Source organism: Vibrio gelatinilyticus (assembly GCF_022836845.1).
Classification (GTDB): Bacteria; Pseudomonadota; Gammaproteobacteria; order Enterobacterales; family Vibrionaceae; genus Vibrio; species Vibrio gelatinilyticus.
Genome location: NZ_JAJNNZ010000007.1, coordinates 129,227 through 143,946 on the forward strand (window position 1 = coordinate 129,227; position 14,720 = coordinate 143,946).

At 46.1% G+C, this 14,720-nt stretch carries 14 protein-coding genes; all 14 read right to left on the reverse strand.

Annotated elements, in window-relative coordinates; translation table 11 throughout:
• The 14 genes from ccmA to flhB all read right to left on the reverse strand — a co-directional run bounded on the left by ccmA (position 1) and on the right by flhB (position 14,705).
• Positions 1-618, reverse strand: a complete 618-nt coding sequence (ccmA, locus tag LNL84_RS10795; protein WP_244357253.1) for a cytochrome c biogenesis heme-transporting ATPase CcmA — start codon at positions 616-618, stop codon at positions 1-3.
• Between the two features lie 206 nt (positions 619-824).
• A complete protein-coding gene (locus LNL84_RS10800) occupies positions 825-1,328 on the reverse strand; it encodes a DUF2802 domain-containing protein (RefSeq protein WP_279611008.1) in 504 nt (167 codons plus the stop codon).
• Positions 1,328-1,822 carry a chemotaxis protein CheW gene (locus tag LNL84_RS10805; RefSeq protein WP_244357255.1) on the reverse strand — a complete coding sequence of 165 codons (495 nt, stop codon included), beginning with the start codon at positions 1,820-1,822 and terminating at the stop codon, positions 1,328-1,330. The genes LNL84_RS10800 and LNL84_RS10805 overlap by 1 nt, the downstream gene beginning before the upstream one ends.
• Before the next feature lie 63 nt (positions 1,823-1,885).
• The gene (locus LNL84_RS10810) at positions 1,886-2,878 is read right to left on the reverse strand and encodes a chemotaxis protein CheW (RefSeq protein WP_244357256.1); all 993 of its coding nucleotides are present in this window, start codon (positions 2,876-2,878) and stop codon (positions 1,886-1,888) included.
• Entirely contained in the window at positions 2,868-3,647 is a 780-nt protein-coding gene (locus tag LNL84_RS10815) for a ParA family protein (protein ID WP_244357257.1), read from the reverse strand. Before LNL84_RS10815 ends, LNL84_RS10810 begins: the two co-directional genes overlap by 11 nt.
• Positions 3,644-4,750, reverse strand: a complete 1,107-nt coding sequence (locus tag LNL84_RS10820) for a protein-glutamate methylesterase/protein-glutamine glutaminase (protein WP_244357258.1) — start codon at positions 4,748-4,750, stop codon at positions 3,644-3,646. Before LNL84_RS10820 ends, LNL84_RS10815 begins: the two co-directional genes overlap by 4 nt.
• 11 nt (positions 4,751-4,761) lie before the next feature.
• Entirely contained in the window at positions 4,762-7,008 is a 2,247-nt protein-coding gene (locus tag LNL84_RS10825; RefSeq protein ID WP_244357259.1) for a chemotaxis protein CheA, read from the reverse strand.
• Between the two features lie 9 nt (positions 7,009-7,017).
• Positions 7,018-7,734: a protein phosphatase CheZ gene (locus tag LNL84_RS10830; protein ID WP_244357260.1), complete on the reverse strand. Its 717-nt coding sequence runs from the start codon at positions 7,732-7,734 to the stop codon at positions 7,018-7,020.
• Positions 7,735-7,776: 42 nt separating this feature from the next.
• Complete coding sequence (cheY, locus tag LNL84_RS10835; RefSeq protein WP_244357261.1) at positions 7,777-8,148, reverse strand: chemotaxis response regulator CheY; 372 nt, start codon at positions 8,146-8,148, stop codon at positions 7,777-7,779.
• Between the two features lie 42 nt (positions 8,149-8,190).
• On the reverse strand, positions 8,191-8,922 hold the full coding sequence (locus LNL84_RS10840; RefSeq protein WP_244357262.1) for an RNA polymerase sigma factor FliA: 732 nt from the start codon (positions 8,920-8,922) through the stop codon (positions 8,191-8,193).
• Positions 8,915-9,802 carry a MinD/ParA family protein gene (locus LNL84_RS10845; protein WP_244357263.1) on the reverse strand — a complete coding sequence of 296 codons (888 nt, stop codon included), beginning with the start codon at positions 9,800-9,802 and terminating at the stop codon, positions 8,915-8,917. The genes LNL84_RS10840 and LNL84_RS10845 overlap by 8 nt, the downstream gene beginning before the upstream one ends.
• Before the next feature lie 12 nt (positions 9,803-9,814).
• Positions 9,815-11,308, reverse strand: a complete 1,494-nt coding sequence (gene flhF, locus LNL84_RS10850; protein WP_244357264.1) for a flagellar biosynthesis GTPase FlhF — start codon at positions 11,306-11,308, stop codon at positions 9,815-9,817.
• A 53-nt stretch (positions 11,309-11,361) separates the two neighbouring features.
• A complete protein-coding gene (gene flhA, locus LNL84_RS10855) occupies positions 11,362-13,458 on the reverse strand; it encodes a flagellar biosynthesis protein FlhA (protein WP_244357265.1) in 2,097 nt (698 codons plus the stop codon).
• 116 nt (positions 13,459-13,574) lie between these two features.
• Entirely contained in the window at positions 13,575-14,705 is a 1,131-nt protein-coding gene (gene flhB / locus LNL84_RS10860) for a flagellar biosynthesis protein FlhB (RefSeq protein ID WP_244357266.1), read from the reverse strand.
• Positions 14,706-14,720: the final 15 nt, after the last annotated feature.

A 14,720-nucleotide genomic window follows, 5' to 3' on the forward strand; every position in this document is an offset into this window, starting at 1 on the left:
TTAGCCTCCTAACTTGATTTTTTTGAGTGCCGGATTGTTACTAAACATATCTTGGTGGGTTGTTAAAAGAACAATCCCCCCTTGCGTTGTATGTTTAAGAAACAACGCTTCCAACACCTTTACACCCTGCTTGTCGATGGCCGTGAGTGGCTCATCGAGGATCCACAGTGTTTTTTCACTTAACCACAGACGGGCTAATGCTACTCGGCGTTGCTGACCTGCAGACAGTTGAGACACTGGGACATCTTCTCTTCCGGCAAGGCCAACTTGAGTCAACGCCTGGAAAATGTCATCTTTTGATGTAGTAGGGGCGTGAATGGCTTGATAGAACTGCAGGTTTTCAAAAGCGGTCAATTCTCGTTTTACACCTGTTTGATGACCGAGGAACAGCAGGTCCTGATGAAACTCTTCACGACTAGATTCAATTCTTTCACCGTTCCAACAAATCTCGCCGTCATCCTTATCACCAAGTCCTGCGATAATTCTCATCAGCGTGGTTTTGCCAGTACCGTTTCGACCTTCAATCTGAACCAGATCGCCGGTCGTCAGTGAAAAAGATAGGTTTTCGAATAAAACTCGCTCATCTCGAATGGCGGTCAGGTTGGTTACTTCTAACATTCCGTATCATTTTGGGGCGAAGGGACGATTATCTTACCATAGGGAGAGCGTTGAGAAAGCTCAATGATATTACCCGTGTCACGAAACTTGGTATGAAATGTCAAATATCTATATTCGAGTAGATAACCGTACCCCAAAAGAGGTAGTTAAGATGAAAAGTTTTCTTGTTTTTTAACTAGTTACACTCAAAACTTGTAAATATTTTGTTACTTAATTCGCTGTGAGAAGTCAGGCTTATTTTTCACCTGGCGTCTGCTTGGGATGTTTTGGCCTTGCAACGGCGGCACTTTTTCTTTGCCAACGATTTTGTTTTGTAATGACATCATGAGTTCGGCTTCAGCCTTGGGTAATTCACATTCTTCGATTAACTCATTCAAGCCCGCCCCAAGTTTTACCATTTTACTGGCGCGCGTGTATAAACGACCGTCGTTATCAATGTTTTCAAGCTCTGACACACGTTCGGTTAGATGTTGAATTAACTCTTGTTGTTCAGTGACTCTCTGTCCTAAACCCACCAAAACGGAGCGCACCTCAAGCAATTGCTTATTGCACTTATCCAACTCTTTTTCTGTAGTACGGTGATTTTGACGCAGAGCATTGATCAGTCGTCGGTTAGCGCGATTTAAGCTCAGTAACCAAACTAACCCGACAAAGGTAATTAACGCCCCTATCCACAATAGAGGCGAATCAATCGGTAAGGATTCTAGCATTATAGGTACGCCATTTCGTCCCATTCGTCTTCAGAAAGCAACTTGTTGAGATCTACTAGGATCAGAAGTTTGCCTTCTCGGTTACTTACACCCTGAATGAACTTAGCACTTTCGTCTGTGCCCACGCTTGGTGTTGTATCAATTTCCGATGACCGCAGGTAAACCACTTCGGCTACGCTGTCAACTAAAATACCAATAACTTGACGTTCAGATTCAATGACGATGATGCGTGTATTGTCAGTAATGTCGCCGGGCATTAAACCAAAGCGAGAACGAGTATCGATGACAGTGACAACATTACCACGCAGATTGATGATGCCGAGTACGTAATCCGGCGCTCCTGGCACAGGTGCAATCTCGGTATAACGCAGTACTTCACGTACTTGCATTACGTTAATGCCATAAGTCTCATCTTCTAGCTGAAACGTTACCCATTGAAGAACTTCATCGTTGGCCTGTTCTTTCCTGACTTCAATATCCATTGTTTGAGACATAGTTTTCCTCTCAACGTCACAGTGACTTCATTGTACGGTGCCAATTCAGCACCAGATAAAATATTAATGCTGAAGCGATGTTACATCTAAACCTGCATTCAACATAGTGATTAGTTCATCGGTATGGACTAACGCACACATTTGCTCTTTTACCATACCTGCCAACCATGGGCGTTTGCCTGCTTTTTCACGCCAACGTACCGCTTCGGGTGACAATGTTTCTGTTCCTTTTAGTTCGGTTGACGCTAAACCCCAATTACTTTCACCTAACATAACGATGAATTCATAATGTTCTCTATGCTCATCATCGGTGAGTTTATCAGGCATGACCCACCTTGCCGTATCAACCACGTCGAATTGATTTTCTCGGCTAGATTGCAAGCCTAAGTACCAACCTGGTCGACCTATAAGATGACTTACCTCACCAAGTTTATGGATGCCGCCAAGCTCATCAAGGGGCACGGCGAACGTCACACCATTAACGTCAAAATAGAGAACTTGAAAACCTTCCGTGCGTTCACCATTCTTCCACGTTGATTCAACCGATTCTGTTTCAACCTGTAACTCCGCTTCATGCGAAGATTCAGTTTGGATCTCACTTTGGTGTAGACTAGTGTCTATTGGCTCTATTTCAACCTTTGCTTCAATCGTTGGCCGCGTATCTATTTCAACCGCCCATTCTTGGATCTCTTCAGTTTGAGTAGTCACAGTAGTAGCGTCAACGACTGGTTCAGCTTGTACTTGCGCAGGCTCTAGACCACTGAATAAGCGTTGTAAGCTTTCAAGGTTTGGCGACTCTTTAGGTTCCACGACCATAGAAGGGGACGACAGCTCTTCCACTGGCTTGGCAATTTGTCGCTCTACTTCAACGGTTGGTTCTTCAAACTCACAAGGTTGCAACTCTGGCTCGGAGCTTGGTAAACCGCTGGTATCATCTTCTCGCTGAACCTTGAGTTGTGGCTCATCGATATCAGCTTCAGGTTCTAGATCCAATAACGCAGTGAAGTAATCCTCAAGCGCCTGCTCACTTGAAAGTGCTGAATGCTCAGTCGCCATCGATCATTAACCTCTCTAGGTACGTCAATAACTGTTTATAAGCGAAGACCCCACGACTACCTGATGCAAAGTGGGAAGCCGGCATGTGTTTTAAGCTTGCGTCTCTAAACTTAGTATCGACTGGAACTGCACTACTCCAGACTTGAGTTGGATAATCTTTTTTCAATTGAGTCAATGTCTGTAATGATGCACGGGTCCGTTTGTCATACATGGTCGGTACGATAGTAATTTTAAACGGGCGCTGCCGTGACTTTTGCATAATGGCTAAAGTTCGAACCATACGCTCTAGACCCTTCATTGCTAAAAACTCTGTTTGAACTGGGATCAAAATTCGATCGCTTGCCGCTAACGCGTTCACCATCATGACGCCCAAAATTGGTGGACAATCAATAAGCACATAGTCGTAATGTTCGCGCAATGCTAGCAGCGCACGCTTCAAAATGAGCCCCATTCCACTGCGGTTGCCCATGACGCGATCGAGTGTGGCCAATGACATGTGGGCCGGCATCAAATCTATATTGTCAATCTGGGTTTGCAAAATCAACGGACTAATTTGTGGCTGATTAAAGTCTTTCAACTGAAAGAGGTCAAACAGACTTTTGTCGAGATTATCAGAATCAAAACCAAGGTAGGTAGTTAACGAGGCATGGGGATCGGTGTCAATGAGCAGTACACGATGCCCCTTTTGACTTAATAGACCCGCTAGAGTCACTGTTGACGTAGTTTTTCCTACCCCACCTTTTTGGTTTGCTACACTCCAAACTATCATCGTGACCTCTTAAGCTCGATTAAAACACGTTCGGCGACTCTATCTAACGGAAGATCTTCTGTGGAAATGCCTGCTTTAGCAACAGCTTGAGGCATACCATAAACCACGCAACTCTCTTCGTCTTGTGCCCACACCGTTGACCCTGAAGACTTTAACATACGAGCACCTTCCCGGCCGTCGGCACCCATACCGGTCAATACTATCGAAAGCACTTTGTCTTGATAGATCTTCGCTGCGGAGCCAAATGTGACATCGACGGAAGGCTTGTAGTTCATTCTTTCGCCGCCATCAATAATGCGAATTTTGCAATTCGACGCACGCCCTTCAAGCATCATCTGCATACCACCTGGCGCCAAATAAGCAACACCAGGCTTGAGTACATCACCGTCGGCGGCTTCTTTAACGGTAATATTACAAAGTGAATTCAAACGGCTCGCAAATGCAGCGGTAAAGGTCGCTGGCATATGTTGAACCAGTAGAATTGGATGCGGATAGTTCGCTGGAAACTGTGTCAGTATTTTCTGCAGTGCAACTGGACCACCGGTGGATGTACCGATTGCCGTCAGTTGGTAAGACTTTCCTGATGCCCGGTAACGAGAACTTGGAGCTCGCGATGCTAAGGGCTCAACACGGTTAGCGGTTGTAGGTCGGCTTTGCGTTGTGGCAGCAGCCCTTACAGGAGGAGCACTGCGTCTTAATAACCCACGACGTGCGGCAATCTGCAATACACGCTGCTGTAATTGAGCTGTCGCTTCTTCTTTGTTGCGGGCAATATCTTCAAACTTCTTGGGTAAGAAATCCAGAGCGCCAGCTTCCAATGCATCGAGTGTCGCTTTCGCACCTTCTTGAGTCAGGGATGAAAACATCAGAATGGGTGTTGGTATGGCTGCCATAATCTCGCGGACTGCTGTGATGCCATCCATAACAGGCATCTCAATATCCATGGTGATGACATCTGGTTTTAACTTTAGAGCCTTCTCGACAGCATCTTTACCATTGATAGCGACATCAATGACCTCTAATCTCGGAGCACCATTAATGATGTCACTGACCCTGCGACGGAAAAAACTTGAATCATCGACGACCAATACTCGTATTGACATACTCTTCCTTTCTAAATACGCGACGCTGCTGCGTATTGCTTAAGCAAATCAGGCACATCCAAAATTAGTGCTATGTGACCATCGCTAGTAATCGTTGCACCGGCCATGCCAGGAGTACCTTGCAGTAACTTATCCAACGGTTTGATAACAACCTCTTCCTGACCAATCAAGGAATCAACGACAAAGCCTACGCGTTGGCTACCAATTTGTACGATGACAACATGCCCGTGACCTTTGCGCAATTGCGCTTGCTCTGCATGAGGAGCTAACCAGTTTTGCAAATAGAACAAAGGAATCGACTTTTCGCGAACAATAATTGTCAACTGGCCATCGACGACATTGGTCCGGCTTAAGTCTAAGTGGAATATTTCATTGACACTGGCAAGTGGTAGCGCAAACGGATGACCAGAAACACCTACCATTAAGGTCGGTAATATCGCCAAAGTTAAAGGGACTTTAATCGTGATCTTTGTACCTTTCCCTAACTCAGAATCAATATCGATTGATCCGTTTAGAGCATTGATTGCCGTATTGACAACATCCATCCCGACGCCACGGCCAGAAATATCGGAGATTTTCTCCTTGCTAGAGAAGCCAGGCATAAAGATCAGATTGAAGCATTCTTTATCTGAAAGTCGAGAAGCGGCATCTTCGTCCATCATCTCACGCTTCACGGCGATCTCTCTAAGCTTATTGGCATCCATACCGCCACCATCGTCGATGATAGCTAATTGAATATGGTCGCCTTCTTGTGCTGCGGATAATGTCACTCGACCAGTACGGGATTTCCCGGCCTTTTCACGAACCTCTGGCATTTCAATACCGTGATCGACCGAATTTCGTACCAAGTGAATCAGCGGATCTGCCAGAGCTTCGACCAAGTTTTTATCAAGATCGGTATCTTCGCCTTGCATCTCCAATACAATGTCTTTGTTTAACGTACGAGCAAGATCGCGAATCACCCTTGGGAAACGACCGAACACTTTCTTAATCGGTTGCATGCGCGTTTTCATTACGGCGCCTTGCAGGTCGGCCGTTACAACATCAAGGTTTGAAACAGCTTTCGACATCTCTTCATCGTTGCTATTTAAGCCAAGGCTAACCAATCGGTTACGCACTAGAACCAGTTCACCAACCATATTCATGATGGTATCTAATGTCGAAGTATCTACACGTACCGTCGCTTCTGCTTGGGGCTTTTTCACCGCAGGTGTCACTTTGTGCTCGGATTTCGCAGGAAAAGATTGAGACCCTGCTGCCGCTTGACTGACTACGACGGGTGACACAGCAGAAACTGCATTGGATTTTTCAGGCACTGATGCGACATCATTTTGAATGGCTGGCTTTGTAGCCACTTCCAACTCTTCAATCGTTGGGCCTTTGCCCGCTCCGTGCAATTGATCGAGCAGTTTTTCAAACTCTTCATCAGTCATCAGATCATCACTGACTGAGTTTGCCGTTGGCGTACTAGACGCAATGTCTTTACCCGGCTTAGAATCATTACTCGTGTCATTTTTTTGACGCAAAGAAGATGCAGGTGTTGATGGAACCGAAACCAAACTTGGCGCTTGTCCCACTCCATGAAGTTCATCTAAAAGTTTTTCAAATTCATCATCGGTAATATCACCGGAATCTGTCGTAGAGTTAACAACAGAAACAGCCGTCGGAGCGGGAGTTGAAGTTTTGCTTGGCGCATTACCTTTCCCATGAAGTTCGTCGAGGAGCTTCTCAAATTCGTCCTGAGTAATGTCATCGATAGACGTCCCTTGAGTGATCTCATTAGGCTCTGACGCTACTGGAATTTCGGGTTCAACGACCGGAGCTACTTCCACTTCTGGGGGAATTGCTGGTGCGACAGGGTCTTTAGATTCAGGCGAGCTTAATCGATGGAGTTCCTCAAGAAGCGCGGGGCTGGCGGCCTCCATTGGGCTCATATCCTTCACGGCTTGAAATTGATGGTTGATGGTATCGAGTGACTGCAACATTGTATCCATCAATGGAGCACTTACGCTGCGCTGACCATTTCGCAATATATCGAAGACGTTTTCGGCACCGTGGCATGTATCCACCAGCTCCGATAATGCTAAAAACCCAGCACCACCCTTTACAGTATGAAAGCCTCGAAAGATTGCATTAAGCAAATCGGTATCTTGTGGGTTATTTTCTAGTTCAACCAACTGCTCTGATAGCAGTTCTAAAATTTCTCCAGCTTCAATTAAAAAGTCCTGAAGAATTTCCTCATCTAAATCGTAGCTCATACATTACCTCTAGAAACCAAGACTCGAAAGTAGATCGTCTACTTCGTCTTGTGATGAAACGGCATCGTCTCGCTCGTGAGGGTTGAGAATAGGTCCCTCTACTCCGGCTGGTGCCTTCTTATGTTCCGTTTTAGTCACTTGTTGGCCGTCGCTAAAGACGGTTAGAATTTCAACCAGTCGTGCTTCAACTTCGCTAACAAGGGTGATCACTCGCCGAATGATCTGTCCGGTTAAATCTTGGAAGTCTTGCGCCATAAGAATGTTGGTTAACTGACCTCGCAACTCTGAACTGTTACCTTCAACCTGACTCAAAAGTTGATCAATGCGATGACACAACTCTTTGAAGGTTTGGAGTTCTAAGCGACCATGCATGAGATCATTCCATTGCGGACGAACTTGCAACAAACTTTGGTGAAGATTATCTGCGATAGGCAAACAACACTCAACCGCATCCATGGTTTTGTTAGCTGACACTTCGGTCTTATTAATCACATATTCGAGACGGTCACATGCTTCCGGGATCTCGTCATTTGCGATCTGGTTGATGCGTTCATCGACGCTAAAATCAACCAATGCATCGTGTAAATCTCGTGTCAGTGCTCCAACTTCTTGCAGCATCTGATTTTCACCAGAGCCATGGATCATCGAGACTAGATCGTCTGCCTCCTGCTGCTTGCCTTTTTCAAGGTAAGCGACAAGCTGCTGTGCTTGTTCTAATGAAATCATCCTGATATAAGCCTTATACAGCACCTAGCGTTTTATGCGTTTTTATTGAAGGCGCTCAAATATTTTATCGAGTTTTTCTTTTAGCGTTGCCGCTGTAAACGGCTTGACGATGTATCCATTTACGCCCGCCTGTGCTGCTTCAATGATCTGTTCTCGCTTTGCTTCTGCCGTAATCATTAATACTGGCAAATGCTTTAAATTGTCACTGGCTCTGATATGGCGAAGCAAGTCAATACCTTGCATTCCTGGCATATTCCAGTCGGTGACGACAAAGTCAAAATCACCCTTTTCAAGCATAGGTAAAGCAGTTAAACCGTCGTCGGCCTCTAACGTATTGCTAAAGCCCAAATCGCGTAGAAGGTTTTTTACAATACGTCGCATCGTTGAAAAATCATCAACAATAAGAATTTTCATGTTTTTATTCAAAATTGCCTCCACTGAAACAAGTCAGTGTTATTAATCCATTTGCGTCCAAGCACTCAGTTTGGTGCGCAAACGCTGCATTGATTGGCTTAGTATTTGGCTGACGCGCGATTCGCTCACCCCCAGTACTTCACCAATTTCTTTTAGGTTTAGTTCTTCGTCATAATACAAAGAAAGTGTTAACGCTTCGCGTTCTGGTAAAGACTTTATCGACTCGATTAGCGCTTGCCTGAACGATTCATCCGCCACCCCTTGGAATGGCGTATTATTGTCTTCGTGTGGGGAAGAGATTGCATCATCAGACACACCAAGATCTTCTATTCCCACGAGTTTGGAGCAGCTAATATCATGTAGAGCATTATGATACTGCTTTAAGGACATCTCTAAATACGATGCCACTTCTGCATCAGTAGGATCGCGATTAAGTTCATTTTCCAATGTCGCGATGGCCTGATTGATATCTCGGTTATTCTTGTGTACCGAACGTGGTACCCAGTCGCCGCGTCGGATATCATCAAGCATCGCGCCACGAATTCGAATCCCTGCGTAGGTCTCGAAACTAGCGCCTTTTGTAGCATCGTAGTTTCGTTGTGCTTCAATTAACCCAATCATTCCCGCTTGGATCAAGTCTTCCACCAATACATTCGGTGGAAGTCGTCCAATCAGGTGATGGGCAATTCGCTTAACCAATACAGAGTATTTCTCTAAGAAAGCTTGTTGACCGCTAAGATTGGCATTTTGGTCATACGTCAAAGCTTTATTCACCAAAGGGTTCCTCTATTGCCGCCGTTCTATTGAGCAATCGTTCGACGAAAAACTCGAGATGGCCGCTTGGCACTTTTGGAATTGGCCACGTAAGTGCCTTATTCGCAAGAGAAGTAATTGCCAGAGCCGCAGGTGAACGTGGAAACGCATCAACTACAATCTTTTGTCTTTTTACTGCTTGTCGAACTTTATCATCTAAAGGGATACATGCGACAAGCTCTAAGCTAACATTGAGAAATCGCTCTGTGACCAAGGTCAACTTTGCAAACAATTCTCGTCCTTCTCGGTAACTACGCACCATATTGGCAACGACTTTAAAGCGTTGAACCTGATGTTCACGGCTGAGCAATTTAATTAACGCATACGCGTCAGTGATCGAGGTTGGCTCGTCACATACCACAACTACAACGTCTTGCGCTGCACGAGAAAAACTCACCACCATGTCTGAGATACCTGCCGCGGTATCAACCAACAGCACGTCCATCTCGTCTTCTAAGCTGCCGAAGGCGCGTATCAAGCCAATATGTTGAGCATGAGTTAGCTCGGTCATGCTTTGCGTTCCAGACGTCGCTGGAATAATTCGGATCCCATGTGGGCCTTCGACAATGGCATCTTTGAGCTCGCACTCACCAGCCAAAACATGTCCTAGATTTCGCTTAGGTCGAATACCGAGCATAACATCGATATTGGCTAAACCCAGGTCAGCATCAAGCACCATGACTTTCTTTCCCTGACGAGCCATACTGATGGCCAGTCCTAGTGTTACATTTGATTTACCGACACCTCCTTTTCCGCCTGTCACTGAAATGACTTTCGTTAAAGTAGGCTTCGTCAAACGCCTAAGGCCGCTTGCTTGGTCTTGAATCATGTTATCGGTCATATTTAACTGCACCTAAACCCCCTCCACATCACTGTTCCAGAAGTGAGGTTCGTTCTCTGTCGACTTCTCGAGTAATTCGTTCGCTTTTGCCACCATGTATCTTGGCTGGGCAATGACAATGTCTTCTGGTACACGTTGTCCGTTTGCGATGTATGTCACTGGTAATGCATTCTGTATCACCACACTAATAAACTCACCTAGGCTTAACGACTCATCCAGTTTCGTCATAATGCAGCCGGAAAGAGGAATTCTTCTAAAATGCTCTAACGTTTCTTGCAACACTTGCCTTTGAGCTGTGGCAGGTAACACTAAGTAGCTATTGATGACCTCGCCACTCTCTTGCATCAAAGTATCCAATTGCTCAGAAAGCCTGACATCTCTTTGCCCCATTCCTGCAGTATCTATTAATACCAAGCGACGGTTTCGCAACTGATATAAAACATCGGCCAGTTGCTCAGAATCTTTAGCAACTCTTACAGGGCATCCCATAATTCGGCCATAAATGGACAGTTGCTCATGGGCACCTATTCGATAGGTGTCCGTTGTTACCAAGGCAACATTGTCAGCGCCATACTCCATTGCAGCTCTTGCTGCCAGTTTCGCAACGGTCGTCGTTTTTCCAACACCTGTTGGACCGAGCAGAGCAACGATGCCGCCCTGACGAAGAATATCCTGTTTGCTGACGACAACCTGATCAGAGACAAGAGACAATAAGGCGTTCCACGCTTTCCGAGGAGGCGTATCTTCAGGGATATAGCAAGCGAGTTGATCAGCGAGTTCAGAGGCTATCCCCATCCGTTCTAACCGCTTGATTAACATTGCTCTTAATGGTTCTCGGCGCTCAACTTCTTGCCACATCAAACCAGAGACCTGATGCTCAAGCAGACGACGAATTGAAGACATGTCTTCTTTCATCGATTCAAGTTCTTGGTCGATTTGCTGGTCCGAGCGAGAGCGACTGCTGGTATTGTATTTTGGCGTCTGAGATTCACTGACAGCATGCCCCATCGAGCGCTGAGACTGCGAGTCTCGGCGACCTAACCGAGCTTGTTGAGAATACTGATATTTGTCTGCGCTTTGAAAGGCACTTGCAGTACTATTATTTTGCTCTGCTTGTCGATCTAACAATGCCGACAGGGAGTCCGAATTTCTTTTTGGCTCAGCATCTTGAGTGCCGCCTCGATAATGCTTAAGCATATTGGCAAAACGGTCGGTCATCGTACCGTTTTTATGATCAACTGCGCCGCGATTAATACTGACTTTGTCATCTTGCAAATCGCGCTCGCGACCAAAGTCTTTATTTTGTAACGCTGGCGGCGGATTAAAACTGCTAGGTTCCATCTGGCGAGGAGCAACTGCGGCCGACTCTCCATCGACGGCTGCGACAATCTCAACCCCACCAGCCACCTTTTTGTTGGACATGATTACGGCATCGGCCCCAAGCTCCTCTTTAACTTGAAAGAGCGCCTGTCTCATATCCTTGGCAAAGAAACGTTTAATTTTCAATCGCTATATCCATAATCTGATTTCGTTCGAGCGCAAGCGTAATACCGCTAATTCTAGTTACCGACCGCTTGCACAATTCGAATCTGCTTTTCATCCGGTATCTCTTGGTAGGAGAGCACTCTTAAGCTTGGTATTGTATTTTTAACAAATTTCGCGAGTGTTGAGCGTAACACGCCCGAAGTGAGCAGCACTGCGGCTTCCCCTTTCAGTTCTTGCTCTTGCGTCGCGTTGCTGAGCGAAGATTGTAACCTTTCAGCAAGACCAGGCTCTATGCCCGTTGATTCACCACCGGATGCTTGCATAGTTTGATGCAAGATTTGTTCCAGCTCAGGTATTAATGTAATCACCGGAAGCTCTGGCTCTATACCATTGATTTCCTGAACAATAAGGCGCTTCAATGAGATGCGAACAGCGGCTGTTAAAACGTCAGGATCTTGACTCTTCGACGAATACTCTGAAAGAGTCTGAACGATGGTGCGAATATCACGTATCGGTATCGCTTCGTTTAACAAGTTCTGTAGAACCTTGACCACCACTCCTAATTGCAACTGTTCTGGTACAAATTCATCGACCAATTTAGGCGTTGAGCGCCCCAACATTTCTAAGAGATTGGTCACTTCTTCATGGCCTAGCAGTTGAGAGGCGTTGTTGGTCAGTAGCTGACTCAAATGCGTTGCCAATACGGTTGATGAATCAACAACCGTATAACCCATAGCTTGTGCATGCTCGCGTTGCGATTCTTGAATCCAAACGGCCGAGAGACCAAATGCTGGGTCAATCGTTTCTTCGCCCTCAATCAAGCCATAAACCTGACCTGGATTGATGGCCAGCTCTTGATCGGGGCGGATCTCAGCCTCGCCTAAGGCAACGCCCATCAGGGTAATTCGGTAGGAGTTTGGCGTTAACTCGAGGTTATCGCGCATATGGACAGCAGGGATGAGAAAACCGAAGTCCTGAGAAAGCTTCTTACGCACGCCTTTCACGCGCTCTAACAGTTCTCCTCCCTGATCCCTGTCCACCAATGGGATCAATCGATAGCCCACTTCTAAGCCAATCACATCCACAGGCTGAACATCATCCCATGATAGTTCTTTCGGCTTAGATGGAGTATCAGAAGAAAGCTCGGCTGGCAGGTTTGCTTCGGCGGCTTTGAGTTTGCTTTTCCTGTCAATCCAGTAAGCTCCAGCTCCAGCTAAGAGAGCCAACAACAAAAAGGCAAAATGTGGCATTCCCGGCACAATGCCCATGACACCCAAAATACCCGCCGTGATCATCAAAGCTTTGGGGTTATCAAACAACTGGAACACCACTTGTTGTCCCATATCTTCGTCGGTATTTTGACGGGTTACCATGATTGCTGCTGCAATCGACAGCAGTAGAGACGGGATTTGCGCGACAAGACCATCACCGATAGTCAGCAAAGTATAGATTTCGATGGCTTCCCCAAACCCTAGGGAATACTGCATCATACCAATACTCAAGCCACCGATAATGTTTAAAAACAGAATCAAGATACCGGCTATTGCATCGCCTTTTACAAATTTTGAGGCACCATCCATTGAGCCGTAAAAGTCTGCCTCTTTTGTGACTTCAAAACGTCGAGTTCGCGCTTCGTCTTGTTCTATCAGCCCTGCGTTCAAATCTGCATCAATCGCCATTTGCTTTCCGGGTAAGGCATCAAGAGTGAAGCGAGCACTAACTTCGGATATACGTCCAGCACCTTTAGTCACTACCATGAAGTTTATAATCATCAAGATCAAAAACACCACTAAACCCACCGCGTAGTTGCCACCAATCACCACATTACCAAACGCTTCGATAACGTTACCCGCCGCACCCTCACCTTCGTGACCAGATAACAAAACGACACGAGTTGATGCTACGTTCAGGGCTAACCTTAAAAGAGTCGCTATAAGCAGTACGGTTGGGAAAGCGGCAAAATCGAGTGGACGGCGTGTATAGACAGAAACTAATAGCACCACCATCGCCAAGGCAATATTGAAGGTAAAGAAGAGATCGAGTAGAAACGGTGGAATTGGCAACACAATCATTGCCAATGCCGCTAGCACCATTACCGGAGCGCCAATAGCGGGAAATGCCCGTTTGGGAATATGTGGAAGCCAACTGGCAAAAGGTAAACTGAATTTCATTCTAACAACATCACTGCTCTGCCATTGCCGATCATTAAGGACAATGGTTTAAATCCTATTAACTTGTTAACTAAGCAAATATCGTACCGCGCGTTCGCGCCAATTTATTGACACCACTAGTGCCGCATGTCTTTCGGTATGGTCATTTGGTTTTCATTGAGTGTCGGTCGCTCCCCTCCCTTGCGGCGGTATTGCTTGAGTTGATAAACATACGCCAGTATCTGTGCAACAGCGGCAAATAACCCATCTGGAATTTCTTGCTCTAACTCGGTGGTATGATACAAAGCACGCGCCAATGGCGGTGCAGGAACGACGTAAATATCATGCTCACGTGCGACTTCTCTTATTTTCAACGCCATATGTTCTACCCCCTTTGCAACCACAATCGGCGCTCGGTCTGAGCCTTGTGCGTAGCGAAGTGCTACGGAAAAGTGTTCCGGGTTTGTCACGATGACATCCGCTTGAGGGACCTCGGCCATCATTCGCCTTTGAGCCGCTTCTCTTTGTAACATCCGGATCCGGCCCTTAACCTCAGGCTTACCTTCAGTGTCTTTGTGCTCGTCCTTGACTTCTTGTTTGGTCATTTTTAGCTGATTACTGTGTTGCCATATCTGAAAGGGGATATCTATTGCAACCACAATCAAGAGGGTACAACTGATCAATAAAACGAAGTTGAGTAGAATTGATAAGGCATGAAAAATGTTCTGCGGAAACACTTCCATGCTGAGTTGAAACAGGTCTGCTTTCGAGGCACTAATGAGATAAGAGGCCATACCCGCTACCAATGCAACCTTAAGTATCGACTTGACGAGTTCAACCCAACTTTGCATACCAAGCATTCGTTTAAATCCACTGAGCGGATTCATTTTAGACATTTTGGGCATCGCAGCCTGCGCTGAAAAACTGATCCCGCCGACGCCAGCCGCGCCAATTAGCGCAGCAACAAACAGCACAACTAAAATCAGCATCAATGGCAGCACTAAGTCACTTAATGCTCCCAACGCGACATCCAATAACTTGGTCGGATCGTAAATCTCTTCCCTACTTAATGAAAACAAACTGCGCATCCCTGAAAAAAGGGCCTGAGCGAGTGACTCACCAAACATCATCAAGGAGACTGAACCGACGACCAATACAGAAACTGACGCTAGCTCTTTAGAGCGAGCAACTTGGCCTTTTTCACGCGCCTGCTTTAACCGCTGGGGCGTGGCGTCTTCTGTGCGTTCTTGTCCATCTGACTCTGCCAAGCCAGCCTCCTTACA

What these genes read in the sequence shown, in the direction of transcription:
- ccmA (WP_244357253.1), bottom strand. Translation starts at nt 618, where the DNA reads ATGTTAGAAGTAACCAACCTGACCGCCATTCGAGATGAGCGAGTTTTA.
- LNL84_RS10800 (WP_279611008.1), bottom strand. Translation starts at nt 1,328, where the DNA reads ATGCTAGAATCCTTACCGATTGATTCGCCTCTATTGTGGATAGGGGCG.
- LNL84_RS10805 (WP_244357255.1), bottom strand. Translation starts at nt 1,822, where the DNA reads ATGTCTCAAACAATGGATATTGAAGTCAGGAAAGAACAGGCCAACGAT.
- LNL84_RS10810 (WP_244357256.1), bottom strand. Translation starts at nt 2,878, where the DNA reads ATGGCGACTGAGCATTCAGCACTTTCAAGTGAGCAGGCGCTTGAGGAT.
- LNL84_RS10815 (WP_244357257.1), bottom strand. Translation starts at nt 3,647, where the DNA reads ATGATAGTTTGGAGTGTAGCAAACCAAAAAGGTGGGGTAGGAAAAACT.
- LNL84_RS10820 (WP_244357258.1), bottom strand. Translation starts at nt 4,750, where the DNA reads ATGTCAATACGAGTATTGGTCGTCGATGATTCAAGTTTTTTCCGTCGC.
- LNL84_RS10825 (WP_244357259.1), bottom strand. Translation starts at nt 7,008, where the DNA reads ATGAGCTACGATTTAGATGAGGAAATTCTTCAGGACTTTTTAATTGAA.
- LNL84_RS10830 (WP_244357260.1), bottom strand. Translation starts at nt 7,734, where the DNA reads ATGATTTCATTAGAACAAGCACAGCAGCTTGTCGCTTACCTTGAAAAA.
- cheY (WP_244357261.1), bottom strand. Translation starts at nt 8,148, where the DNA reads ATGAAAATTCTTATTGTTGATGATTTTTCAACGATGCGACGTATTGTA.
- LNL84_RS10845 (WP_244357263.1), bottom strand. Translation starts at nt 9,802, where the DNA reads ATGACCGATAACATGATTCAAGACCAAGCAAGCGGCCTTAGGCGTTTG.
- flhA (WP_244357265.1), bottom strand. Translation starts at nt 13,458, where the DNA reads ATGAAATTCAGTTTACCTTTTGCCAGTTGGCTTCCACATATTCCCAAA.